This is a genomic window from Qipengyuania sp. (genome assembly GCF_964227205.1).
GTDB lineage: Bacteria > Pseudomonadota > Alphaproteobacteria > Sphingomonadales > Sphingomonadaceae > Qipengyuania.
This window is the reverse complement of sequence record NZ_CAXQVB010000002.1, coordinates 878,927-902,773: the sequence shown is the minus strand read 5'-3', so window position 1 is coordinate 902,773 and position 23,847 is coordinate 878,927. Positions and strand designations below refer to the sequence as shown.

Below are 23,847 nucleotides of genomic sequence, written 5' to 3'. Positions count from 1 at the left end.
GGATCGGTCATGATCAACTCGCCCGCATGGAAGGACAAGCGCTACGCGGTGCTCGGCCTCGCGCGCTCCGGCCGGGCCACGGTCGAGGCGCTGCTGGCGTCGGGCGCCGATGTGCTGGCGTGGGACGACCGCGCCGAGGCGCGCGAGCCTTTCGTGGGCCGCTGCGTTCTGGCCGATCCGCTCGAGGCTGACCTCACCGGCTATGCAGGCGTGGTGGTCAGCCCCGGCGTCCCGCTCAACACGCACCCGATCAAGCCGCATGCCGACCGTTTCGGCGTGCCCGTGATCGGCGATATCGAACTCTTCGCGCAGGCCCGCGCCGACCTCCCGCCGCACAAGGTCGTCGGCATCACCGGCACCAATGGCAAGTCGACCACCACCGCGCTGGTCCACCACATCCTCAAGACCGCGGGCGTGCCGACCACGATGGGCGGCAATATCGGCCTGCCGATCCTCGAGCAGGACCCGCTTCCGGAAGGCGGGGTCTATGTGCTGGAGCTGTCGAGCTACCAGATTGATCTATTGCAAAGTCTGGAATGCGATGTCGCAATCTTGCTAAATGTGACGCCAGATCACCTGGACCGTTATGAGAGTTTTGCAGACTACGCGAATGCCAAAATACGGTTGTTCTGGCTTCAGAATATCAAAGGTAGCGTGGGTATTGCGCCAGAAGCTTTGATGTACGAGCACGGTGAAATCGCAGGTGTTCACACTCACGGCAATGCGGGTTCTGACGTCTCGATTGAGGAGATCCTCGCGGAGTTTGAGGCCGGAGTTCCAAGCGGTTTTGACCAAAATCGTTGGCCCTCACTGAAGGGCCCTCACAATCTCCAAAATATTGGTGCGGCAATTGGTGCTGCCCGATCTTTGGGCCTAACTTTCGATGTGATCGAAGCAGCTCTCCGAACCTACCCCGGCCTCCCGCACCGCATGGAGCGGGTCGCCGAAATCTCCGGCGTCGCCTATATCAACGACAGCAAAGGCACCAACACCGCTGCCTCGGCGCCTGCGCTGGCGGCGTTCGGGAACATTCACTGGATCGTCGGCGGTCTGGCCAAGGAGCCAGGGCTGGGCGAATGCGAGGCCGAGATGGGCCATGTGAAAGCGGCCTACACCATCGGCAAGGCCGGGCCGGACTTCGCCGCGCTGATTGAACCAATTGTGTCCGTCGAACGGTGCGAAACACTCGACCATGCGGTCGCCAAAGCGGCGCAAAATGCCGTGCCTGGCGACACCGTGTTGCTCAGCCCCGCCTGCGCCAGCTTCGACCAGTATGCCGACTTCGAGAAGCGCGGCGAGCACTTTCGCGCTCTGGTGGAGGCGCTCAAATGACCTCGACTATGCAGCCCTATGTCCCCGGCAAGCGCCAGCCTGCGCATATGCCCAAGGGCAAGCTGTCGCGCTGGTCCGAGCTCAAGATCTGGTGGCGCGAGATCGACCGCGTGCTGCTGCTGCTGGTCCTGCTGCTGATGGGCCTCGGCACCGTCGCGGTGGCGGCGGCAAGTCCTGCCAGCGCCGATCGCCTTTCGACCGCAAGCCAGACGCTCGACCCGCTCTATTTCTTCTACCGCCACCTCGCCTGGCAGGTGCTCGCGATTGGAACCATGCTGGGCATCTCCATGCTCGCGCGCGAGAATGCGCGGCGCTTCGGCCTCCTGCTCGCCGCGGGGATGACCGGCCTGCTGTTCCTCGTCCCGCTGGTCGGTGCGGAGATCAACGGCGCGCGGCGCTGGATCAATCTCGGCATGCAGTTCCAGCCGTCCGAATTTTTGAAGCCCGGCTTCGCCATCGCCACCGCCTGGATCCTTTCCTGGCGGATGCGCGATCCCAACATGCCGGTGGCCGGCATCGCCACCGCCTATGTCGCCTTGATCGCCGCGCTGATGATGATGCAGCCCGATTTCGGCGGGACGATCCTCTTCGCCGGCGTGTGGTTCGTGGCGATGGTCCTCGCCGGGATCGACATGAAACGGCTCGGCGCGGTGATCGGCGGCGTGCTCGTCGCGCTGACCGCGACCTATTTCCTCTACGACAATGCCCGCCACCGTATCGACAGCTTCATCGGCGGCGGCACCGCCTACGACCAGGTCGATCTCGGCGCGCGCACGCTCACGGCGGGCGGCTGGCTCGGGGCAGGCTATGGGCTCGGCATCCGCAAGATGAGCCTGCCCGAGGCCCATACCGACTATATCTTCAGCGTCATCGGCGAGGAATTCGGGCTGATCGCCTGCGCACTGATCGTGTTGCTCTACCTTGCCATCGTCGGCCGCGTGCTGATGCGGCTGATCGACGAGGAAGACCTCTTCGCGCTCCTCGCCGGGGCGGGGCTGATCGCGCTGCTCGGCGGGCAGGCCTTCATCAACATCCTGGTGAACCTGCAACTCTTTCCCTCGAAGGGGATGACGCTGCCGCTGGTGAGCTATGGCGGGTCCTCGACCATCGCCGTCTGTCTCACCCTCGGCCTGCTGCTGGCGGTCACACGGCGCAATCCCTTCCTCAAAAGCCGGACCAAGGGACTTGGCGACCGGCTCGGCTTCGGGCAGATGGCCCCGATGCAAGACCACACGGGTTCCGCGCGCCGGGAGATTCACCCATGACCGGTGCCAGTCGTCATTACGTCCTCGCCGCCGGGGGTACCGGCGGGCACCTGCTGCCCGCTTTCGCGCTCGCCGCCGAACTCCACCGGCGCGGCCACCACCTCGCGTTGATCACCGATGCGCGCGGCGCGCAGATCCCGGGCAAGCCCGATTTCCTGCCCGCGCACGTCATCCCGGCGGGGCGTTTCGGCAAGAACCCGCTCACCTGGATCAAGGGCATCAGGGCCGTGCTCGAGGGGCGCCGCATGGCGCTGCGCCTGTTCGAGAGCTTCGAGCCGAGCGCGGTGGTCGGCTTCGGCGGCTATCCATCGCTGCCCGCGATCCTCGCAGCGACCAGTGCCGGTGTGCCCACCGTGGTGCATGAACAGAATGCCGTACTGGGCCGGGTCAACCGCCTGTTTGCCGGGCGCGTCGATGCCATCGCCACCGCCTATCCCGAGGTCGAGCGGCTTGGCGCCAAGCATGCCGCCAAGGTCCATCTGGTCGGCAATCCGGTGCGCGCGGGCGTGTTGTCGCTGCGCGACGAGCCCTTTCCGGCCTTTACCGAGGACGGGTTGCTGCGCGTGCTGGTTACCGGTGGCAGCCAGGGCGCGCGCGTGCTCTCCGAAGTGGTTCCCGATGGCCTGTCGATGCTCCCGCCTGCATTGCGCCAGCGGCTGCAGGTCACCCAGCAGTGCCGGCCCGAAGACCTCGACACGGTGCGCGAACGCTATCGCACCCACGGCATCCCTGCCGAACTCGGCACTTATTTCGAGGACATGGCCGCGCGGCTGGCCGATGCGCATCTGTTCATCGGCCGCGCCGGCGCCTCGACGATTGCCGAGCTGACCGCGGTCGGCCGGCCCGCGATCCTGATCCCGCTGCCGGGTGCCACCGATGATCACCAGGCTGCCAACGCGCGCGAACTGGCGAAGGCGGGCGGGGCGCGGATGATCCGTCAGGAACGCTTCACCGGCAAGGAGCTGGCCAAGCAGATCAAGGCGCTCGCCGAAAATCCGCAAGGACTCGCGAAGGCCGCGCATGCTGCCTGGAACTGCGGGCGCCCGAGGGCGGCCGAAGACCTCGCCGATCTCGTCGAGAGCTTCGGCGGCAGCGAGCTGATGGATGTCATCCGTGTCGGCGGCAACAATGCCCGCGGCGCCTCGCAGGGCCTGCCCGCGGGGCAGGGCGCCAACCGGGAGACCGCACGATGAGAGGCGTCGCAACCGATATCGGGACCATCCATTTCGTCGGCATCGGCGGCATCGGCATGTCGGGCATCGCCGAGGTGATGGATAACCTCGGCTACAAGGTGCAGGGCTCGGACGCGAAGGAAAGCGCGACCGTCGAGCGCCTGCGCCAGCGCGGCATCCAGATCGCCATCGGCCATGCCCCCGAGAACGTCGCAGGCGCAGCGGTCGTCGTCACTTCGACTGCGGTCAAGCGAACCAATCCCGAAGTTGCCTATGCGCTCGAGAACCGCATTCCGGTGGTGCGCCGCGCGGAAATGCTCGCCGAGCTGATGCGCCTGAAATCGACCGTCGCGGTCGCAGGCACGCATGGCAAAACCACCACCACCAGCATGATTGCCGCTCTGCTCGACGCGGGCGGGATCGACCCGACCGTCATCAACGGCGGGATCATCGAGCAATACGGCTCCAACGCGCGGCTCGGCGACAGCGAGTGGATGGTGGTCGAGGCCGACGAGAGCGACGGCAGCTTCCTGCGGCTCGACGGCACGATCGCCGTGGTCACCAATATCGATCCCGAACATCTCGATCATTACGGCGATTTCGACGGGGTGAAGGACGCCTTCGTCGAGTTCATCCACAACGTGCCTTTCTATGGCGCGGCGGTGTTGTGCATCGACCATCCCGAGGTGCAGGCGGTAATCGGCAAGGTGCGCGACCGTAATGTCGTGACCTATGGCTTCAACCTCCAGGCCGATATCTGCGGGGTGAACGTGCGTCCCGATGCGGGCGGCAATTGCTTCGACGTGATCGTCCGCCGCCGCGGGCAGGAGGATCGCCGGATAGAAGGCGTGCGTCTGCCGATGCCCGGGCGGCATAACGTGCAGAACGCGCTCGCCGCGATCGCGGTCGCGATCGAGATGGGCTGCGACAACGAGGTCATCTGCAGCGGCTTTTCGCATTTCGGCGGGGTGCGGCGGCGGTTCACCAAGGTCGGCGAAGTGCCGAGCGGCACGGGCGTGGCAACGATCATCGACGATTACGGCCACCACCCGGTCGAAATCAGGGCAGTGCTCGCCGCGGCGCGCGAAAGCGCGGGCGAGGGGCGCGTTATCGCGGTCGTCCAGCCGCATCGCTACACCCGTCTGCGCGACCTGATGGACGAGTTCCAGTCCTGCTTCAACGAGGCCGATCAGGTTTATGTGACACCCGTCTATGCCGCCGGCGAGGAGCCGATCGAGGGCGTCGATGCCGATGCGCTCGTCGCCGGATTGAAGGCACGCGGCCACCGCGCCGCGCAGACGGTCGCCGGCGAGGACGATCTCGCGGCGACGCTGGCAGGCGACCTGCGCGCAGGCGATCTCGTGGTCTGCCTCGGGGCTGGCGATATCACGCAATGGGCGGCAGGCCTCGCCAACGGCATTGCACGGGCGACCACGGCATGACTGCCCTGGACGAGCCCGTCGACACCGCGGGATTGCGCGGCAAGCTGACGCCCGCGGCGCCGCTCGCCAAGCTCGTCTGGTTCAAGGCCGGCGGCAAGGCCGACTGGCTGTTCGAACCCGCCGATCTCGACGATCTCAGGCTCTTCCTCGAGCGCCTCGACGGTCGCCTGCCGGTGATGGCGCTGGGGCTCGGTTCGAACATGATCGTGCGCGATGGCGGCGTGCCGGGCGTGGTGATCCGGCTCGGCAAGCCCTTCGCCAAGATCGAGACCGGCGCCGATCACACGCTCACCTGCGGCGCCGGCGCGCACGGCATTCTCGTCGCCTCGACCGCGCGCGATGCGGGGATCGCGGGGGTCGAATTCATGCGCGGCATTCCCGGCACGGTCGGCGGCTTCGTGCGGATGAACGGCGGCGCCTATGGCCGCGAGGTCAGCGATGTGCTGATCGATTGTGATGTGGTGCTGTCCGACGGGAAGCTCGTCACGCTACCAGCGAAAGAGCTTCGCTATACCTATCGCCATTCCGAACTGCCCGAAGGCGCAGTGGTGGTGCGCGCGCGCTTCCAGGGCGAGCCGGGCGAACCCGCCGCAATCCGCGCGACAATGGACGCAATCGGCGAGGCGCGCGAGCAGTCGCAGCCGCTGCGCACCAAGACCGGCGGATCGACCTTCAAGAACCCTCCGGGCAAGAAGGCGTGGGAACTGGTCGATGCGGCGGGCTGTCGCGGCCTCAAGATGGGCGGGGCGCAGGTGAGCGAGAAGCACACCAACTTCCTGCTCAATGTCGAGGATGCGACCAGCGCCGATATCGAAGGCCTGGGCGAAGAAGTGCGGCGCCGCGTGCGCGAAAATTCGGGCGTCGAGCTCGAATGGGAAATTCAACGTGTGGGGCGGCCGTGAGCGAGCATGGTTTGGATGAAATCGAGCGCAAGATCGTGGATGATGTCGCGACTCATGGATGTTTCATCATGTCGGTTTTCGATCCCGAAGGCGTGGAGCCGGATATTTCCTACTCCATTGGATTTCAGCAAACCCTCGATCAGCCCGAGGTGATCGTTTTTTCGCTCTCCAAGGCGCTCCGGGTCTCGATGATCAATGAGATTTGGCGCCAAGCATCGGCTGAAGGCCTTGTCCTCAAGGATGGTCTCGAGATCCGCGATCTACTCGAGGGTTTTGTCTGCGTCGCAAAGGAAGTCACTGATAGGGATGCCATCGTCGAGCACCTCGGTTCGGCGATCTGGTATAACGAACGGCATAAGGGGGCGGTTCTCGACCGAGCCTTCCAGATTGTATGGCCGGGGGCGAAACAGGGCCTGTTTCCTTGGGAGCAGGGATGCGATCAATCCGTGATCGACGACCAGCCTGCTCTTTACCACTCCGGACTACATTGATGACCGATCTCCCCAAACTCCACATCGCCGTGCTCATGGGCGGCTGGGCCAATGAACGGCCTGTCAGCCTGATGTCGGGCGAGGGCGTCGCCAAGGCGCTCGAGGAACGCGGCCATCGCGTCACGCGGATCGACATGGACCGGCAGGTCGCCGCGCGGATCGCCGAGACCGCGCCCGACATCGTGTTCAACGCGCTCCATGGCGTGCCGGGAGAGGACGGCACCGTCCAGGGCATGCTCGACCTGATGGACGTGCCCTACACGCATTCGGGCCTCGCGACCTCGGTGATCGCGATCGACAAGCAGCTGACCAAGCAGGCGCTCGTGCCCCACGGCATTCCCATGCCCGGCGGACGCATCGTCACGAGCGCGGACCTTTACGAGCGCGATCCGATGCCGCGCCCCTACGTGCTCAAGCCAGTCAACGAGGGCAGCTCGGTCGGCGTCGCCATCGTCACCGAGGAAGGCAATTACGGCAATCCCATCGCGCGCGATGCGAAGGGACCATGGCAGGAATTCAGCGAGCTCCTCGCCGAACCCTATATCAAAGGTCGCGAAATGACTGCGGCGGTGGTCGATTTCCCCGATGGCCCGCGCGCGCTGGCGGTGACCGAACTGAAGCCCAAGAGCGGCTTCTACGATTTCGACGCCAAATATACCGACGGCATGACCGACCATGTCTGCCCCGCCGAGATACCCGACCCCATCCGCGAGCTCTGCCTCGAATATGCGCTGCGCGCGCACAAGGTGCTCGGCTGCCGCGGCACCAGCCGGACCGATTTCCGCTGGGACGAGACGCAGGGCGAGGACGGGCTGTTCGTGCTCGAGACCAATACCCAGCCGGGCATGACCCCGCTCAGCCTGGTGCCCGAACAGGCGAAGCATGCCGGCATCGCCTATGGCGAATTGTGCGAATTGGTGGTTGCCGCCGCGCTGCGCCATCATGCCGAAAAAGCGGGTGGTGGCGATGGCTAGGGTCAAACGCAAACCCACCGGGGTGCGCCGCTCGGCCGCGACGCGCAGCCGCAACCAGAAGGCCCGCGCCGCGCGCCAGCATACCAGCGGGCTGTTCGACCGCGCGATGGCCGCGCTGCCCTTTACCGAGGAGCAATGGCACAGGTTTTTCCTCTCCGCGATCATCGTTGCGGGGCTCGGGATCGCCTGGACCATCGCCAGCTTCGCCGGCCTGCCCGAGATCGCCCAGGCAGAACTGGCAAAATCGGCGTCGCGCTCGGGCTTCGAGGTGCGGCGGGTGCAGGTCTCGGGCGTCAAGCGAATGAACGAGCAGCTGGTCTACGAACGCGTGCTCGCCGAGCAGGACCGGCCGATGCCGCTCGTCGATCTCGCCGAGGTCCGCGAGCGCCTGCTCGACCTGCCCTGGGTGGCCGATGCCCGTGTCTCGCGCCAGCTGCCCGAGACGCTCAAGATCGATATCGTCGAGCGCGTCCCGCACGCGGTGCTGCGCAAGCCCGACCGGCTGATGCTGATCGACCGTCAGGGCAACGAACTCGAACCGATCAGCGCCAGCAAGGCCAAGGGAATGCTGCTGATCGAAGGCCCGGGCGCCGCGCGGCAGGTGCAGGAACTGGGCCGGCTGCTAGACGCGGCGCCCGCGTTGAAGCCGCAGATCGCTTCGGCCGAATGGGTCGGCAACCGGCGGTGGAACCTGACCTTCAAGACCGGCCAGCTGCTCGCGCTGCCAGAAGGCGACCTCGGTGCCCCGGCACTGGTCAAGTTCGCCCAGCTCGACGGGATGCACCGGTTGATCGGGGGCAAGCCGGTGGCGATCGACATGCGCGTGCCCGACCGCGCCTATCTGCGCTGCGCAGACGGGCCTTGTCCCAAGCTGACCTCGCTCAACGCGAGGAGCGAATAATGGCCACCCAGCAGCCGCGCATCACCAGCGTCTTCGCCGCGGTCAATATCGGGTCCTTCCGCGTTTCGGCGATGATCTTGGGCCAGGCGGAGAGCGGCGAAATGGTGGTGCTCGGGTCGAGCCACCGCGCCAGCGAAGGCATCAAGCGCGGTTATGTCACCGACATGCGCGCGGCGAGCCACGCCATCCGCACCGCGGTCGAAAAGGCCGAGGCCAATGCCAATACCTCGATCCAGAGCGTGTGGATCGGCTGTGCGGGTGCGGGCCTTTCCAGCAAGATCTCGAGCGTCGAGATCGCGATCGGCGGAAGGCGCATCGAAGAGGACGATATCGAGCACCTGCTCTATGCCGCGCGCGATCACCTGCATCCCGACGGGCGGATGGTGCTTCACGCGCAGCCGGCGCATTACACGCTGGACGGCGCGCATGGCGTTGCCAATCCCAAGGGCCTCCATGCCGAGGCGCTCGGCGTAGACGTTCATGTGACGCTGGCCGAGGGCGCGCCGGTGCGCAATCTCATCGAGGCGGTGCAGACCGCGCATCTCGATGTCGAGGGCGTAGTCGCCAGCCCGCTTGCCGCGGCCTATGCCTGCCTCACCACCGAGGAGCGCGATCTCGGCGTGGCTCTGGTCGAAATCGGCGCGCAGGTGACCAATGTCTCGGTCCATGCGGCGGGGATGCTGCTGGGTCTTAAGTCGATCCCGGTCGGCTCGAACGACATTACCGATGCGATCGCTTCCTCGCTCGGCATCCGCCGCAGCCAGGCCGAACGGCTCAAATGCGTCGCCGGATCGGCGATCGCGACGCCGACCGACCATCGCGAGATGATCCCGGTCAACGGCCCTGGCGAGGAACCCGGCGGAAGGCTGGCGCGCGGCGCCGACGAGCACAACCGCATCGCCCGCGCCGAGCTCGTCTCGATCGTCACCGACCGGCTCGGCGTGACCACCGCCGAAGTCGGCAAGGCGCTCAAGGCGATGGGCTTTACCGGCGCGCAGGGCGGCCAGGTCGTGCTCACCGGCGGCGGGGCGGAACTGCACGGGATCGCCGAATTCATGCAGGGGGCGCTCGGGCGTCCGGTGCGGATTGGCAAGCCGCCCGCGCTGCAGGGCCTGCCCGAGGCGCATGCGACGCCCGGTTTCGCCACGCTCGCGGGTCTGTGTCTCTACGCTGCCGACGATCCGGTCGATATCCGTTCGGTGGGTCCGCGCTACCAACCGACCCGGCGCTATCGCGGCATGGGTCTGGTGAACCGTGTTTTTCAAGCGGTGCGCGAGTATTTCTGAGGGTTGCTACGCGGGGCGATCCCGCCTTTAGGCCTTGTGGATAAGGCATCCGGCGGCTCGCCCAGCGATTCGCTTTGTGCCCGAGTTGTGACATAAAGCGCGTAATTGACTTTCGAATTCCCAGGGGACTCTTGATGAGTATCAATATCGGACCGGCATCGGATGACGATCTTCGTCCCAAGATCATGGTCGTTGGTGTCGGCGGTGCGGGCGGCAATGCCATTGCCAACATGATGGAAGCGCAGATCGAGGGCGTCGATTTCATCGTCGCCAATACCGATGCGCAGGCGCTCAGCAGTTCCCCTTCCGAAAAGCGCATCCAGCTCGGGCCCGACATCACCGGCGGTCTCGGCGCGGGTGCGCGCCCCGAAGTGGGCAAGGCCGCAGCCGAAGAGACGGTGGCGGATATCGAAGACGCGCTCGACGGCGTGAACATGGTCTTCATCGCGGCGGGCATGGGTGGCGGCACCGGTACCGGCGCAGCGCCGGTCATCGCCGAGGCGGCGCGCAAGAAGGGCGTGCTGACCGTCGGCGTGGTGACCAAGCCGTTCCTGTTCGAGGGCACGCGGCGCATGCGCGCCGCCGAAGCGGGTATCGACGAGCTGCAGAAGCATGTCGATACGCTGATCGTGATCCCCAACCAGAACCTGTTCCTGGTCGCCAAGGCGGAAACGACCTTCAAGGAAGCCTTCCAACTGGCCGACGAAGTGCTGCAGCAGGGCGTCCGCTCGATTACCGACCTGATGGTCATGCCCGGCCTCATCAACCTCGACTTCGCCGACGTGCGCAGCGTCATGAGCGAGATGGGCAAGGCGATGATGGGTACCGGCGAAGGCGAGGGCGACAATCGCGCGCTCGAGGCCGCCGAACGTGCCATCGCCAATCCGCTGCTCGATGGGGTCAGCATGACGGGTGCCAAGGGCGTGATCATCTCGATCATCGGCGGCGAGGACATGAAGCTGCTCGAAGTCGACGAAGCCGCGAACCACATTCGCGAGCTGGTCGACGAGGATGCAAACATCATCTGGGGCTCGGCCTTCAACCCCGATCTCGAAGGCAAGATTCGCGTGTCGGTAGTCGCGACTGGGATCGAGCCCGACGGATCGGTGGCCGTGGCGCCGACGCGGAGCTTCTCGATGCGCGAGAGCAGCGCGCCGAAGCGCCCGGTGCTCGACCTGCCGAGCGAGACGGCGACCGAGGAAGAACCTTTCGAACTCAGTGAAGGCCTTTCGGCGGATCCCGAACCGCAGGCTGCGAGCGATGCCGTTCCCGCTCCCACGCCCCAACCCGAACCGGCCATGGATGAAGGCGATGCGCTCGACCTGACCGACGAGGCCTATGCCGAAGAGGACGAGCGTCCCTTCGGCCTGTCACCCGCAACATCGGGCTCCTCGGACGAGGAATCCGAAGAGGATTTCGACGACGTCGACGATATCGTCGATCCGCTCGCCGGCCTGCGCAACGAACATACCGAACGCTTCGACCGGCAGGACGAGGCAATGGGCGATGACGACAATTCCGCCTTCACCGCGCCGCGAGGCACCGGGGGCGCGGAGCAGCAGCGGCCGCCGCTAGACCTCTCGGGGGGGATGCGCGAACCCGAGGGGGGCTCGCAGGACGAATTCGAGCTCGGCGATGAGCATCTTGCCGGCGGCAGCCCGCTGGCGGCGAAGCCGACGCAGCGCCAGCCCGGTGGGGCGGCCGACCAGGGCGGCCAGGCTGGCGCGCCGGCCGGCGGGGGCTCGGGTTCGCTTCCTGGCAACACATTGTTCGAACGCATGGCAAACCTCTCGCGCGGCGCCAACAACGCCGAAGGTGATGAGGACGAGGATGACGATAGCGACGGCGCCAGCAGCGGCGGGCTCAACATTCCACGTTTTCTCGGACGCCAGAACAACCAGTAAGTGCAGCTGCGTCGGCGCGGGGTGATGCCCGCGCCGATAGGAGCGGGATATGATATCTAACCGGCGACTTGCGACTGCGATCGCGCTGTTGACCGTCGCGGCCTACGCGGCGCCTGCTGCGGCGCAGCACGAGATCGTCCAGCCGCTGCCGGGAGAAGGCGAACGCAAGTTGAGCGAGGCGCTGTCCCGGCTCGCTCGCAACGCGGCGGATACGAACGCATTGCTCGATGCGGGCGAGGCGGCGCTCGACCTGGGTGACATCGACGCAGCGATCGGTTTCTTCGGTCGGGCGAACCAGCTTTCGCCGGGCAATGCGCGCACCAAGCTCGGGCTGGCTCGCGCCTACACCCGTTCGCGCCGTCCGGTCGAGGCGTTGCGGCTCTTCGCCGAAGCCGAACAGGCCGGGGTCTCGCTGGCGCGGATGGCCGAGGATCGCGGGCTCGCCTTCGATCTGGTTGGCGATGCCGTAAGCGCGCAGCATCTTTACCGGATCGCTCTGGCCAACGGGGCTGGCGAAGAAGTGGTCCGCCGCCTTGCATTGAGCCAAGCGATCTCCGGCGATCGCAAGGGGTTCGAAGCCACGCTGAGGCCGCTGTTGCAAAAGCGCGATGTCACGGCTTACCGTACGCGTGCGTTCGGGCTTGCGATCCTCGGCGATGCGCGTGCCGCAAAGGATATTGCCAACACCATGCTTCCAGCTGGTGTGGGTGCGCGGATGGCAGCCTATTTCGACTACATGCCCCAGCTCACCAAGGCACAGCAGGCCGCCGCAGCCAATCTGGGCGTTTTTCCCCGCACCGCAAGCATCGGGACCGACGACGCGGGTATTGCTGATTATTCCGCCCCGCCGATGCAGGTGGCGCGCGCCGACGCCGCGCCCGGACAGCAAGCGTCCGCCGCTGCTCCTGTTGCTGTCGATCCGCGCGATCGCAGGCCCCGGCGCCGTCCCGACATTACCCGCAGCAGGGATACGCGAAGCGCTTCGGTCCGGTCTCCGGATTCGGCACCGGTGCGGCCGACTGCGCCGCCGCCTTCGCCGCCATCGCCGCCATCGCCGCCTTCCGCCGGGCCCCGACCGGCGACGGATGGCGCGCCGCCCGCCGCTATCGCGCAGGCGTCGGAGCAGTTCGCTATACGGCAGGACCCGGTTGTGATCGCCCAAGCTGAGAAGGCGTCGATCGTTGCGGAACCGGCGCCACTTCCGTCGCCTGCTGCCACGCCGGCACCTCCTCCTCCTCCTCCTCCTCCTCCCCCGCCGCCCGCCGAGAGCCCGGCGACCGTGGCCGATGCGTTCAGCGGCTTTACGCTCGAGTCCCAGGACCGGGGGCCGGCGGCAAGCGGCGCGGTCGATATCACGCGTATCGATATCCCGCGCGAGCGAGCCGCGCCCAAGCCACCTCCGCCGCCCGCCCATCCCTCGCGCCACTGGGTGCAGGTGGCCACCGGCAAGGATACCGCTGCGCTGAAGTTCGACTGGCGCAGGATCGCGCGCAAGGCGGAGGGCAAGCTCGACGGCAAGGGGCCCTTCGTCACCCCCTGGGGCGAGGCCAACCGCCTGCTTTCAGGTCCCTTCGACAGCGCCGAGAGCGCGCGCGAAATGGTCAATGAACTCAGGAAGATGGGCCTGGATTCCTTCCCCTTTACCAGTGCCGAGGGCGAGAAGATCGACAAGCTGTAACGAGCGGCCACGGTTAACGCCGGGCACACACTTGTTCACAAGCTTTGCACAAGCCAGCGCGGTTCTCCCCAGCGTCGAGCCCCGCCTGCATTGCCAAGCGCCCCCGGGCTTCTGCATCCAGCGGGTCATGACGGGTACGGAACAGCTTCGATGAGACCAGCAGAAGACCGCTTCGAGGCCGAGGGGGACGCGGCACCGCTCGACATGCTGGTGGCGCTGTTCGAGGCACGCGGCTGGCCGTGCGATTCGACCGCGACCGAGATGAGCGGAGAAATCCAGGGCAGCTGGACCAAGTACCAGCTGCGCGGCATCTGGCGGCCCGAGGACATGGTGCTGCAAATCCTCTGCCTGCCCGATATCCGGATTTCGAAGGACAAGCTGGCGCCCGCGCACGAGCTGGTCAGCCTGGTCAACGAGCAGATGTGGCTCGGCCATTTCGACATCTGGTCGAATGGCGGCGTGCTGCTCTATCGTAATGGCACCATGCTCGGCGACGACGGGTTGTTGAGCCTCGGTCAGGCGCAGGCGCTGGTCGAGATCGCGGTCGACGAATGCGACCGCTTCTACCCGGCGTTCCAGTTCGTCCTCTGGGGTGGCCGCACCCCGACCGAGGCGCTCGAGGCCGCCATGGTGGACGCCGCGGGCGAGGCTTGATCGCTCCTTCGTCGAGCGGGAATGCGCCCTCGGCGATCCCGGGTCGGTTTTGCTTGAAATTGCAGTCCCGAATGCCGATATTCGGCCCACGGAGCAGGGCGTATTGCCGCGCTGCCAAGAGGAGTTGCACAGACATGGCCAATTGGAACGACACCGACCAGCGGCAGGGCTTTACCGCCGTGCCACGCGCCGGCGACGCCGTTGCCAGGCAGGAAACCTTCGATGCGGGCCTGCGTGCCCACATGCTCAAGATTTACAACTACATGGCCTCGGGTGTGTTGCTGACCGGACTGGTCGCGATGCTTACTGCGCGCAGCGGCCTGGCATTGACCTTCGCCAGCGGTCCGCTGATGTGGCTGGTGGCGCTTTCGCCGCTCGCGATCGTCTTCGCAATGAGCTTTGGCGCCAACAAATTCAGCCAGGGCACGCTCCAGATCATGTTCTGGGGCTTTGCGACCCTGATGGGCTTGTCGCTGTCGACGATCTTCCTCGTCTATACGGGTGAAAGTATCGCCGCGACGTTCTTCGCCACTGCCGGTGCCTTCGCGGGCCTGAGCCTGTACGGCTACACCACCAAGAAGAACCTGCAGGGCTTCGGCACCTTCCTGGTGATGGGCGTCATCGGCCTCATCATCGCGAGCGTGATCAACATCTTCCTCCAGTCGAGCACGCTGACGCTGGCCGTCAGCTTCCTCGGTGTGCTGATCTTCGCGGGCCTCACCGCCTACGATACGCAGCGCCTGAAGCAGGAATACCAGTATCTGCGTGGTACCGAGTTCGCAGGGAAGGCCGTCATTCTCGGCGCGCTGAGCCTGTATCTCGACTTCATCAATATGTTCCTGTTCCTGCTGCGCTTCATGGGCAGCCGCGACTGATCCACTCGTCGCACACAGGAATCACTTGATCGTGCCCGGGGCGTAACCAGCGCTCCGGGCATTTTCTTTGCCCGGCGCAACGGCTAGGCGGGCATGCTTCATCCCCCGTCAAGGGACGCGGGCTCAGGATGAACGACAGCTTTATCGAGGAGGGTCCACGCGCCATGAGCCGCGGTACGAACATCACCATTCGCATGGCGGCGATCGCCATCGGCATTTCTGTTCTTGGCGCCTGTGCGGCGCCGCCTCCGCCGCCCCCGCCGCCTCCGCCGCCGGTCGTCGAAGCGGTACCCATCCGGCCGCTACCGCCGGGACAGGCTTCCTATGTCATGGACATCCCGCCGGTGAATTCGTTCGGCCTGCGCGAGACGGTCAATCTGGGGATCTCGGACGACGAGAAGGTGTGGCACTTCCGTTCGGCCTGGAACGTCGCAGCGCTTAACTGCCTCGATCCGCAGTACCAGCCGATCCTCGACGCCTACAGCAGCTATATCAAGGACTATGCCCGCCCGCTGAAGCAGGTGAACGACCGGATCGATGCCGACTATCGCAACGAATACGGCAAGGGGCGCTCAGCCATCCAGGCGCGCGAAAGCCAGATGACGATGGTCTACAACTATTTCGCGCTGCCGCCTGCCCGCGCCGATTTCTGCCGCACCGCGCTGGGAATTTCGCAGCAGTATCTCGCGGGAGACAAGGTCGATCCGCTCGGCTTCGCGCTGGCCAATTTCGCGGCTTTCGAAGGCCCGTTCGAACGCTTCTTCCAGGCCTATGAACAATACGAGCGCGAATCCGCCGCCTGGGATGCGCGCTATGGCGAGCGTTATGGGGCCTCGCAGCCGGGCTATGTCGCGGTGATGCGGGCGCGCTCGCAGCGGCTGCCCGGGCCCGGTGCCGATCCTTCGATGCTGAGCGCGGCACCGCTGCGCGAATCCAAGGTGGTGGACCCCGAGACCGGGGCGAAGATTCCCGTGGTCCCGGTCGATGAAACGCAATCCTCGGTTCCGGTGATCCAGCCGATCCTCAACGATGCCGGCGAGGACGACACACCGCAGAACTGACGAGATTGGTTCTTTTCAGGCGCGCCGCAATTGGTTAAACGGCGCGCCTCGCACCGCCGCCAAGACGCCGGTGCGGCAAACCTGGAACGGGGCCGTAGCTCAGTTGGGAGAGCGCGTCGTTCGCAATGACGAGGTCAGCGGTTCGATCCCGCTCGGCTCCACCAGGGCTTCACCGGACATCTCACAACGCACCGAAGGTCCAGCCTTCGGTCCGGGCGATCTCGGGCGTCAGCGCAGGCGGCTCCCAGCGGGATTGCTCGCCCACGACATGGCGCAGCCAGGCAGCGGCCAGCAGTGCGTCGGAGGAATGGTCGTCGATCGCTCCCGTGTGACCGGTCGGCGGCGCGCTGAGACTGGCCAGCGCCGCATCGAGTTCTTCCCCGCTGCGCATCTTCGCCCGTGCCGCGCTGCGCCCGGCCTCGAGCGCGGCGAGGCTGGTGTAGATTTCGACCACGGCCGAACCCTGCTCGGTGCGCTCGTCGACCGGCCAGACGGGCAACTGCCCGCGTAGGCGATGCAGCAGGCGCATTCCTGTGAGGCTCGATTTGCCCACCTGCGCCGCGCCGACCAGATTGAAGTTCGAATAGGGTTTGCAGCCCATGGCCGCCTGCGCTGCCTCGGTCACGCGGAAGCGCCCGCGACCATGCGCCGCGCCATCGCAGCCGAAATGCGAACCGGTTTCGGTGCCGTCACGGAAGTAGGGACGAAACTCGGGGTGGTCGACGAAGCTCTGAGCGCCAAGATTGGAGTCGCGCGAACAGATGTCGTCGATTAGCGCCCAGAGATCGGGCGCATTGTCCGGCGATTGGCCGGAGCCGGGGAAATAGCCACCGCAATCGGCGAAGGGCAGGGCGATGCCGAGATCGAGGCCGACCAGCGTATCGTCGGGCAGATCCTCGCGCAGCAAGGCCAGCACGTCCTCGCGCGACCAGCCCCGACCACGTTCGATCAGCACCGGGGGACCGCCATCGGCATGCGCGAGAGCCAGCGCGATACCCTGCTGCACGGGCCCCTTGGCGCCCGACCAGTCGATCGCCAGGAAATGTCTGAACCGGATCCTCGCGTAGGCGGGGGCCTCGGGCGAAGGTGCGCTTGGCCGACCGAGTTCCCCGCCTTCGCGGGGACTCACGCCTGTTTCTCGCGCCGCAGCTTGTCCCAATAGTCGAGCCGTTTCTTCACTTCGCGCTCGAAGCCGCGCTCGACCGGCTCGTAATAGCGCTGCGGCTCCATCTCTTCGGGCCAGTAATCATCGCCCGAAAAGCCGTCTGCCGCATCGTGGTCGTAGCTGTAACCCGAACCATAGCCGATATCCTTCATCAGCTTGGTCGGCGCGTTGAGGATGTTCTGCGGCGGCATCAGGCTGCCCGTTTCCTTGGCGGATTTGAAGGAGGCCTTCTGCGCCTTGTAGACCGCGTTCGACTTGGGCGCGGTGGCGAGATAGGTGCAGGCCTGCACCAGCGCGAGTTCTCCTTCGGGACTGCCGAGAAATTCGTAGGCATCCTTCGCCGCCATGCACTGCACCAGCGCCTGCGGGTCGGCCATCCCGATATCCTCCACCGCCATCCGCACCAGGCGGCGGGCAAGGAAGCGCGGTTCCTCACCCGCAGTGAGCATCCGCGCGAGATAATAGAGGCTCGCCTGCACGTCGCTGCCCCGCACCGCTTTGTGCAGCGCGGAGATGAGATTGTAATGGCCTTCACGGTCCTTGTCGTAGACCGCCACACGCCGTTGCAGGAATTTTCCCAGGCCGGCGGGATCGAGCGGCGCGGGAATCTTCGCGTTGTAGAGCGTTTCGGCCTGGTTGAGCAGGAAGCGTCCATCGCCATCGGCGCTCGCGACAAGCGCATCGCGCGCCTCGGGGGCGAGCGGCAGTGGTCCTTCGAGTTCCTCCGCGCGGTCGAGCAGCTGGCCGAGCGCCGCGCGGTCGAGCCGCTGAAGGATCAGCACCTGCGCGCGGCTCAGCAGTGCGGCATTGAGCGCGAAGCTCGGGTTCTCGGTTGTCGCGCCGACCAGCGTCACTGTGCCGCGTTCGACGAAGGGCAGGAAGCCGTCCTGCTGCGCGCGGTTGAAACGGTGGATCTCGTCCACGAACAGCAGCGTGCGCTGGCCGGCTTCGGCTGCCTTGTCGGCGGCGGCAAAGGCCTTCTTGAGGTCGGCGACGCCGCTGAATACCGCGCTGACGCTCTCGAAGCGCATGCCCACGCTGTCGGCGAGCAAGCGGGCGATGGTGGTCTTGCCCGTGCCGGGAGGTCCCCACAGGATCATGCTCGAGAGGCGGCCGGCCGAAACCATCCGTCCTATCGCACCTTCGGGCCCGGTCAGGTGCTCCTGTCCGATGACTTCCCCTAGGCTCGCCGGGCGCAGCCGGTCGGCCAGCGGCGCATCCTCGCGCGGCGTGTCGGCGGGGCGGGGCTGGTGGGTGTCTTCGGGAAACAGATCGACCATTGGTCGGCTGACATAGGGCGTTCACCGAGGAATTGCATCGTCCTCTTGCATCATTGATTGTAAGATATATCTTAGAGCTATCAAAGATAGGACAAGGGATGATCCGATGCACAAGGCTCACAAGTGGCGCAAAATGCGCAGGATGGGCGGCTGGCCCTTCGTGGCTGCGATGATGGCGGAAGCCGAATGCAAAGAGGGCCTCGGAGCCTCGGCACGATTCGGTGGGCCGGGGTGGTCGTTCGATTTCGGGCCGCGTGGAGGCGGACGGCGCCGGCGCCGGATGTTCGGTTCGGGCGAGTTGAGACTGGTGCTGCTCAAACTCGTCGCCGACGAGCCGAGTCATGGCTACGAACTGATCAAGGCGATCGAGGAATTGACCGAAGGGGCCTATGCACCGAGCCCTGGGACGATCTACCCCACGCTTTCGCTCCTCGAGGACGAGGGCGCGATTGCGCAGGCTGCAGGCGACGAAACGCGCAAGGCCTATGAGGCGACCGGTTCAGGACGGGCCGAGCTCGAGGAACGTGCCGACGAGGTCGAGGCCCTGTTCGAGCGGCTGTCGGGCCACGGCGAACACCGCCGCGCCTTTGCCACACCCGAGATGTTCCGCGCGCTCGGCAATCTCGCCGGCGTACTGAAGAACCGCGCCCGCTCGGGCAAGCTAGACGAGGACACCATGCGCGAGATCGTCGACCTGGTGGACGAGCTCGCCAAGAAGATCGAGCGGCTCTGATCGCCCTCCCGTTTACGACCTGCTGTGCAAGGTATATCCTGCCTCGCGGGTCGTCGAGAGGGAGGGAAGACAATGGACAAGGCTGGCAAGGCACCCTGGCACCTGTGGGTAGTCGGGTTCGTATCGCTGCTGTGGAATGCGTTCGGCGGCTATGATTACACCATGTCGCAATTGCGCGACCCGGCCTATCTCGAGGCGACGATGGGCCAGATGGGCATGTCGGTCGAACAGTCGATCGCCTTTCTCGACAGCTTCCCGGCCTGGGCGGATGCGCTCTGGGCGCTGGGCGTCTGGGGATCGGTTGCCGGATCGGTGCTGCTGCTGCTCCGCTCGCGTTTCGCGGTCATCGCGTTCCTGGCCTCGCTGGTCGGCGCGGTGCTCAGCTTCGCCTACCAGTATACCATCGACCTGCCGTCGCAGATGGCCGACACAGCCATGACCAAGGTCATGCCGTTGGTGATCATCCTCGCGGTCGTGTTGCAGTGGTGGTATGCGCGCAGCCAGCAGGCCGCAGGAGTCCTGCGCTAGCGTCGGTCTTCGGCGTCCGGGCGCTGATCGTGCAGCCGCAGATAGGTATCGACCACCGCCTGGTTGATCGCATCCCATGAATAGGCGCCGGCGGATAGCTCGCCGTTGGCGCCGTGCCGCAGGCGCAGCGTGTCGTCGAGGCAATAGGGTGCGAGCGCCTCGGCACAGGCAGGGGCAAAGACATCGGGCTTGCCCGGGGGGACGAGGCGACCGGTCTCGCCATCGGCCACCAGGCTGGCGGCGCCGGTGGCCCCGGCGGCGACCACGGGCAGACCGCAGGCCATCGCCTCGAGCGTGACGTTGCCGAAGGTCTCGGTGATCGAGGGGTTGAAGAAGATATCCCCGCTCGCCAGCGCCGTGCCGAGATCGGCCCCGGTCCTGAAACCGGCGAAAATGCCGCCCGGCAAGGCCTTCTCGAACCAGCCGCGCGCCGGACCGTCGCCGATCACGAGGACCTTGTGCGGCACCTGCCGCTTGCGCAGCTGGACGATGGTTTCGGCAAAGACATCGAGGCCCTTTTCCATCACCAGCCGGCCGAGAAAGACGATCGCGACATCTTCGTCGGCGAGACCCAGCGAGCGGCGCCATTCGAGATCGCGCTTCGATGGGTGAAAGAGATCCCGGTCGACTCCGCGCGACCAGATGCTGATGTCGTCGTGCATGTCCTGCGCCTTGAGCTCGTCGATCTGGCTTTGCGACGGCGCCACGAGCGCGTCGCAGCGGCGGTAGAACCGACGCAGCAACGCGACCACCGCCGGTTCGAGGAACCCGGCGCCGTAATACTGCGGATAGGTCTCGAAGCGCGTGTGGACCGAGGCGAGCACCGGAATATCGCGCTTGCGCGCCCATTTGAGCGCCGAGTGACCGGTGAAATCGGGAGCCGAGAGGTGGATCGTATTGGGCGCGAACGTTTCCAGATCGGCGCGCGCCTTGGCATCGAGCGGCAGGCCGAGGCGATATTCGCCGCGGTTCTTCACCGGCATGCGCATGTTGGGCACGTCGACGAGATCGCCGGTCGGCGGAAAATCGGGCTCGTCCACCACCGGCGAATAGACGCGCAGCGCGGCGCCTTGCCGCAAGAGATAGTCGGCAAGGCGGTTGAGCGCCTGATTGCAGCCGTCGCGGGTGTAGTTGTAGTTCCCGCTGAACAGCGCGATGCGGAGATCGGTCACATCCATCGCCGCGCCCTTAGGCAATTGCCGTCGCTTTGGCGAGGGGGGAGCCTGCCGTGTCGCAGCTACGCTTCGTCGCTGCATAGGTATTTCGCATTGACTTGCCGCGGCGCAACATTAGTTCGGCCATCGGGCCACGCGGTCCCAACGCCGCGCGAGCTCTCTGCAAGGAGAGAATACATGACTGCCGAACCGACGCTCAAGCCTGAGCGCCCCTTCTTTTCGTCCGGTCCGACCGCCAAGCACAAGGGCTGGTCTGCCGCCAATCTCAAAACCGAATCGCTCGGCCGCTCGCATCGCAGCGCGCTCGGCAAGTCGCGGCTGAAATACGCCATCGATCTGTCGAAGGAGATGCTCGGCGTGCCCGAGGATTACCTCGTCGGCATCATGCCGGCCTCGGACACGGGCGCGCTCGAATGCGCCATGTGGACGATGCTGCGCCCCGATCGCCCGGCGACCGTGGCGGCATGGGAGAGCTTCGGCAATGTCTGGATCCAGGACGCGGTCAAGCAGCTCAAGCTGCACCGCCTGACCACACTCGATGCGGACTATGGTGAGATACCCGATCTCGCCTCGATCTCGCAGGACAATGACGTCGTGTTCACTTGGAACGGCACGACCTCGGGCGCGAAGATACCGGACACCGACTGGCTCGCCCCGGGCCGCGAAGGCGTGACGATCAACGATGCCACCAGTGCCGTGTTCGCAATGGAGATGGACTGGGCCAAGCTCGATGCCACGACCTACAGCTGGCAGAAGGTGATGGGCTCCGAAGCCCAGCACGGCATGCTGATCCTTTCACCCAAGGCAGTCGAGCGGATCGAAAGCTACGATCCCGAATGGCCGCTGCCCAAGCTCTTTCGCCTCAAGAAGGGCGGCAAGATCAACACCGGCATCTTCGAAGGCGCGACGATCAACACGCCTTCGATGCTGGCGACCGAGGACTATATCGACGCGCTTGAATGGGCGCAGGCGCTCGGTGGCCGCAAGGCGATGTTCGAACGCGCCGATGCCAATGCCAAGATCGTGCTCGACTGGATCGAGGCGACGCCGTGGCTGCGCAACATGGTCTCCGACCCGGCCAAGCGCACCAATACCGGCGTGTGCTTCGTCTTCCAGGGCGAATGGTACGATAGCCTGTCAGACGAGGACAAGGCGGCGGTGCCGAAGAAGATCGTCAAGCTGCTCGAGGAGCGCGACGTCGGTTACGACTTCAACGGTTATCGCGATGCCCCGCCGAGCTTGCGCATCTGGTGCGGCGGCACGGTCGAGCAGGAGGACCTGAAACGCCTCCTGCCGTGGATCGAGTGGGCCTACGAACAGGTGAAGAGCTCGCACGCCTGAGGATGCCGCGAGCCCTAGCGAAGGCTGGGGCCTCCATCGGCCCAGCACCAATCTGGACGAGGTCCCAGCCCGCTCCGGGACTCGATTTAGGAAGAAATCATGACCAAACCCAAAGTCCTCATCAGCGACAAGATGGACCCCAATGCTGCGCGCATCTTCGAAGAGCGCGGCTGCGATGTCGACGTGAAGCCGGGCATGACGCCCGACGAACTCAAGGCTGTAATCGGCCAGTACGATGGCCTCGCCATCCGTTCGGCGACCAAAGTGACCAAGGAAATTCTCGAAGCCGCCGAAAATCTCAAGGTCGTCGGCCGTGCCGGGATCGGGGTCGACAATGTCGATATCCCCGCCGCCAGCGCCAAGGGCGTGGTGGTGATGAACACGCCTTTCGGCAATTCGATCACCACCGCCGAACACGCCATAGCCATGATGTTCGCTCTCGCCCGCGAAATCCCCGCGGCGAATGCGCGCACCCAGGCCGGCGAATGGCCCAAGAACGATTTCATGGGTGTCGAAGTGACCGGCAAGACGCTCGGCCTGATCGGCGCGGGTAATATCGGCAGCATCGTCGCCAGCCGCGCGCTGGGCCTACGCATGAAGGTCGTCGCCTTCGATCCCTTCCTGACCGAGGAACGTGCAGTGGAAATCGGAGTCGAGAAGGTCGATCTCGACACGCTGCTCGCCAAGGCGGACTTCATCACGCTGCACACGCCGCTGACCGACGAGACACGCAACATCCTGTCGGCCGAAAACCTCGCCAAGACCAAGAAGGGCGTGCGCATCGTCAACTGCGCGCGCGGCGGGCTGATCGACGAGGCGGCGCTGGCCGAGGCGCTCGACAGCGGCCAGGTCGCGGGTGCGGCGCTCGACGTGTTCCAGACCGAACCGGCCAAGGAATCGCCGCTGTTCGGCAAGCCCAATTTCATCTGCACCCCGCACCTCGGGGCATCGACCACCGAGGCGCAGGTCAATGTCGCATTGCAGGTGGCCGAGCAGATGGCCGACTACCTCGTCAACGGCGGCGTCACCAATGCGCTCAACATGCCGAGCCTCAGCGCCGAGGAAGCGCCCAAGCTCAAGCCCTATATGAAGCTGGCCGAGAACCTCGGCAGCCTCGTCGGGCAGCTGGCGCATGGCAACCTCACCAAGATCAGCATCGAGCGCGAGGGCGCGGCGGCCGAATTGTCGGGCAAGCCGATCGAAGGCGCGGTGTTGGCCGGCCTGATGCGCTGCTATTCGGATACGGTGAATATGGTCAACGCGCCCTTCCTGGCCAAGGAGCGTGGGCTCGACGTGCGCTCGATCCGGCACGAGAAGGAAGGCGCCTACAATACGCTGATCCGCGTTACCGTGGGCACCGAGGCGGGCGACCGTTCGGTGGCGGGAACGCTGTTCGGAACCGATGCCCCGCGCCTGGTGGAGATGTTCGGCGTCGGGATCGAGGCCGAGCTGTCGGGTGACATGCTCTACATCGTCAACGAGGACGCGCCCGGCTTCATCGGCCGGATCGGGACGCTGCTGGGCGAAAACGGCATCAACATCGGCACCTTCCACCTCGGTCGCCGCCAGGCGGGGGGAGAGGCGGTGCTGTTGCTGAGCGTCGACGCACCGATCCCGCAGGACGTCGTCAAGCAGGCCTGCGCGCTCCAGGGCGTGAAGACCGTAATGCCGCTGGCATTCTGACGGGC

General features: G+C 65.7%; 21 protein-coding genes and 1 tRNA gene. 19 read left to right on the top strand and 3 right to left on the bottom strand.

What is annotated here, in order from left to right; genetic code table 11:
* The first annotated feature begins 9 nt into the window (after positions 1-9).
* The 15 genes from murD (at position 10) to ACEQZ0_RS06465 (ending at position 16,101) form a co-directional block, all read left to right on the top strand.
* Complete coding sequence (murD, locus tag ACEQZ0_RS06535) at positions 10-1,332, top strand: UDP-N-acetylmuramoyl-L-alanine--D-glutamate ligase (protein WP_370189548.1); 1,323 nt, start codon at positions 10-12, stop codon at positions 1,330-1,332.
* Positions 1,329-2,597 (top strand): FtsW/RodA/SpoVE family cell cycle protein, encoded by a 1,269-nt coding sequence (locus ACEQZ0_RS06530; RefSeq protein ID WP_370189545.1) that lies wholly within the window; start codon positions 1,329-1,331, stop codon positions 2,595-2,597. The genes murD and ACEQZ0_RS06530 overlap by 4 nt, the downstream gene beginning before the upstream one ends.
* Positions 2,594-3,790: an undecaprenyldiphospho-muramoylpentapeptide beta-N-acetylglucosaminyltransferase gene (gene murG / locus ACEQZ0_RS06525; RefSeq protein ID WP_370189543.1), complete on the top strand. Its 1,197-nt coding sequence runs from the start codon at positions 2,594-2,596 to the stop codon at positions 3,788-3,790. The genes ACEQZ0_RS06530 and murG overlap by 4 nt, the downstream gene beginning before the upstream one ends.
* Positions 3,787-5,211 (top strand): UDP-N-acetylmuramate--L-alanine ligase, encoded by a 1,425-nt coding sequence (gene murC / locus ACEQZ0_RS06520; protein ID WP_370189541.1) that lies wholly within the window; start codon positions 3,787-3,789, stop codon positions 5,209-5,211. The genes murG and murC overlap by 4 nt, the downstream gene beginning before the upstream one ends.
* On the top strand, positions 5,208-6,113 hold the full coding sequence (gene murB, locus ACEQZ0_RS06515) for a UDP-N-acetylmuramate dehydrogenase (protein WP_370189539.1): 906 nt from the start codon (positions 5,208-5,210) through the stop codon (positions 6,111-6,113). The genes murC and murB overlap by 4 nt, the downstream gene beginning before the upstream one ends.
* On the top strand, positions 6,110-6,604 hold the full coding sequence (locus tag ACEQZ0_RS06510; RefSeq protein WP_370189538.1) for a DUF4262 domain-containing protein: 495 nt from the start codon (positions 6,110-6,112) through the stop codon (positions 6,602-6,604). The genes murB and ACEQZ0_RS06510 overlap by 4 nt, the downstream gene beginning before the upstream one ends.
* Positions 6,604-7,578, top strand: coding sequence for a D-alanine--D-alanine ligase (locus ACEQZ0_RS06505; protein WP_370189536.1), 975 nt, complete (start codon positions 6,604-6,606; stop codon positions 7,576-7,578). The genes ACEQZ0_RS06510 and ACEQZ0_RS06505 overlap by 1 nt, the downstream gene beginning before the upstream one ends.
* A complete protein-coding gene (locus tag ACEQZ0_RS06500) occupies positions 7,571-8,479 on the top strand; it encodes a cell division protein FtsQ/DivIB (protein ID WP_370189534.1) in 909 nt (302 codons plus the stop codon). Before ACEQZ0_RS06505 ends, ACEQZ0_RS06500 begins: the two co-directional genes overlap by 8 nt.
* Positions 8,479-9,765, top strand: a complete 1,287-nt coding sequence (ftsA, locus tag ACEQZ0_RS06495; RefSeq protein WP_370189532.1) for a cell division protein FtsA — start codon at positions 8,479-8,481, stop codon at positions 9,763-9,765. The genes ACEQZ0_RS06500 and ftsA overlap by 1 nt, the downstream gene beginning before the upstream one ends.
* Before the next feature lie 134 nt (positions 9,766-9,899).
* Positions 9,900-11,669: a cell division protein FtsZ gene (ftsZ, locus tag ACEQZ0_RS06490; RefSeq protein ID WP_370189530.1), complete on the top strand. Its 1,770-nt coding sequence runs from the start codon at positions 9,900-9,902 to the stop codon at positions 11,667-11,669.
* Between the two features lie 88 nt (positions 11,670-11,757).
* Positions 11,758-13,347, top strand: a complete 1,590-nt coding sequence (locus ACEQZ0_RS06485; RefSeq protein ID WP_370189528.1) for a tetratricopeptide repeat protein — start codon at positions 11,758-11,760, stop codon at positions 13,345-13,347.
* A 150-nt stretch (positions 13,348-13,497) separates the two neighbouring features.
* The gene (locus ACEQZ0_RS06480) at positions 13,498-14,001 is read left to right on the top strand and encodes a YbjN domain-containing protein (RefSeq protein ID WP_370189526.1); all 504 of its coding nucleotides are present in this window, start codon (positions 13,498-13,500) and stop codon (positions 13,999-14,001) included.
* Between the two features lie 134 nt (positions 14,002-14,135).
* Positions 14,136-14,876, top strand: coding sequence for a Bax inhibitor-1/YccA family protein (locus tag ACEQZ0_RS06475; protein WP_370189524.1), 741 nt, complete (start codon positions 14,136-14,138; stop codon positions 14,874-14,876).
* 128 nt (positions 14,877-15,004) lie between these two features.
* Positions 15,005-15,937 (top strand): hypothetical protein, encoded by a 933-nt coding sequence (locus ACEQZ0_RS06470; protein WP_370189522.1) that lies wholly within the window; start codon positions 15,005-15,007, stop codon positions 15,935-15,937.
* Positions 15,938-16,025: 88 nt separating this feature from the next.
* Positions 16,026-16,101 (top strand) — tRNA-Ala (locus ACEQZ0_RS06465).
* A gap of 17 nt (positions 16,102-16,118) precedes the next feature.
* On the opposite strand, the gene ACEQZ0_RS06460 is transcribed toward ACEQZ0_RS06465, so the two are convergent.
* A complete protein-coding gene (locus ACEQZ0_RS06460) occupies positions 16,119-16,994 on the bottom strand; it encodes a hypothetical protein (RefSeq protein WP_370189945.1) in 876 nt (291 codons plus the stop codon).
* 68 nt (positions 16,995-17,062) lie between these two features.
* The gene (locus tag ACEQZ0_RS06455) at positions 17,063-18,382 is read right to left on the bottom strand and encodes a replication-associated recombination protein A (RefSeq protein ID WP_370189521.1); all 1,320 of its coding nucleotides are present in this window, start codon (positions 18,380-18,382) and stop codon (positions 17,063-17,065) included.
* 106 nt (positions 18,383-18,488) lie between these two features.
* On the opposite strand from ACEQZ0_RS06455, the gene ACEQZ0_RS06450 reads away from it, so the two are divergent.
* On the top strand, positions 18,489-19,115 hold the full coding sequence (locus ACEQZ0_RS06450; RefSeq protein ID WP_370189519.1) for a PadR family transcriptional regulator: 627 nt from the start codon (positions 18,489-18,491) through the stop codon (positions 19,113-19,115).
* A 72-nt stretch (positions 19,116-19,187) separates the two neighbouring features.
* Positions 19,188-19,643 carry a hypothetical protein gene (locus ACEQZ0_RS06445; RefSeq protein WP_370189517.1) on the top strand — a complete coding sequence of 152 codons (456 nt, stop codon included), beginning with the start codon at positions 19,188-19,190 and terminating at the stop codon, positions 19,641-19,643.
* On the opposite strand, the gene ACEQZ0_RS06440 is transcribed toward ACEQZ0_RS06445, so the two are convergent.
* Complete coding sequence (locus ACEQZ0_RS06440; protein ID WP_370189515.1) at positions 19,640-20,821, bottom strand: glycosyltransferase family 4 protein; 1,182 nt, start codon at positions 20,819-20,821, stop codon at positions 19,640-19,642. The genes ACEQZ0_RS06445 and ACEQZ0_RS06440 overlap by 4 nt on opposite strands.
* Positions 20,822-20,995: 174 nt before the next feature.
* On the opposite strand from ACEQZ0_RS06440, the gene ACEQZ0_RS06435 reads away from it, so the two are divergent.
* Positions 20,996-22,159, top strand: a complete 1,164-nt coding sequence (locus ACEQZ0_RS06435; protein WP_370189513.1) for a phosphoserine transaminase — start codon at positions 20,996-20,998, stop codon at positions 22,157-22,159.
* A 99-nt stretch (positions 22,160-22,258) separates the two neighbouring features.
* Positions 22,259-23,842, top strand: a complete 1,584-nt coding sequence (gene serA / locus ACEQZ0_RS06430; RefSeq protein WP_370189511.1) for a phosphoglycerate dehydrogenase — start codon at positions 22,259-22,261, stop codon at positions 23,840-23,842.
* Positions 23,843-23,847: the final 5 nt, after the last annotated feature.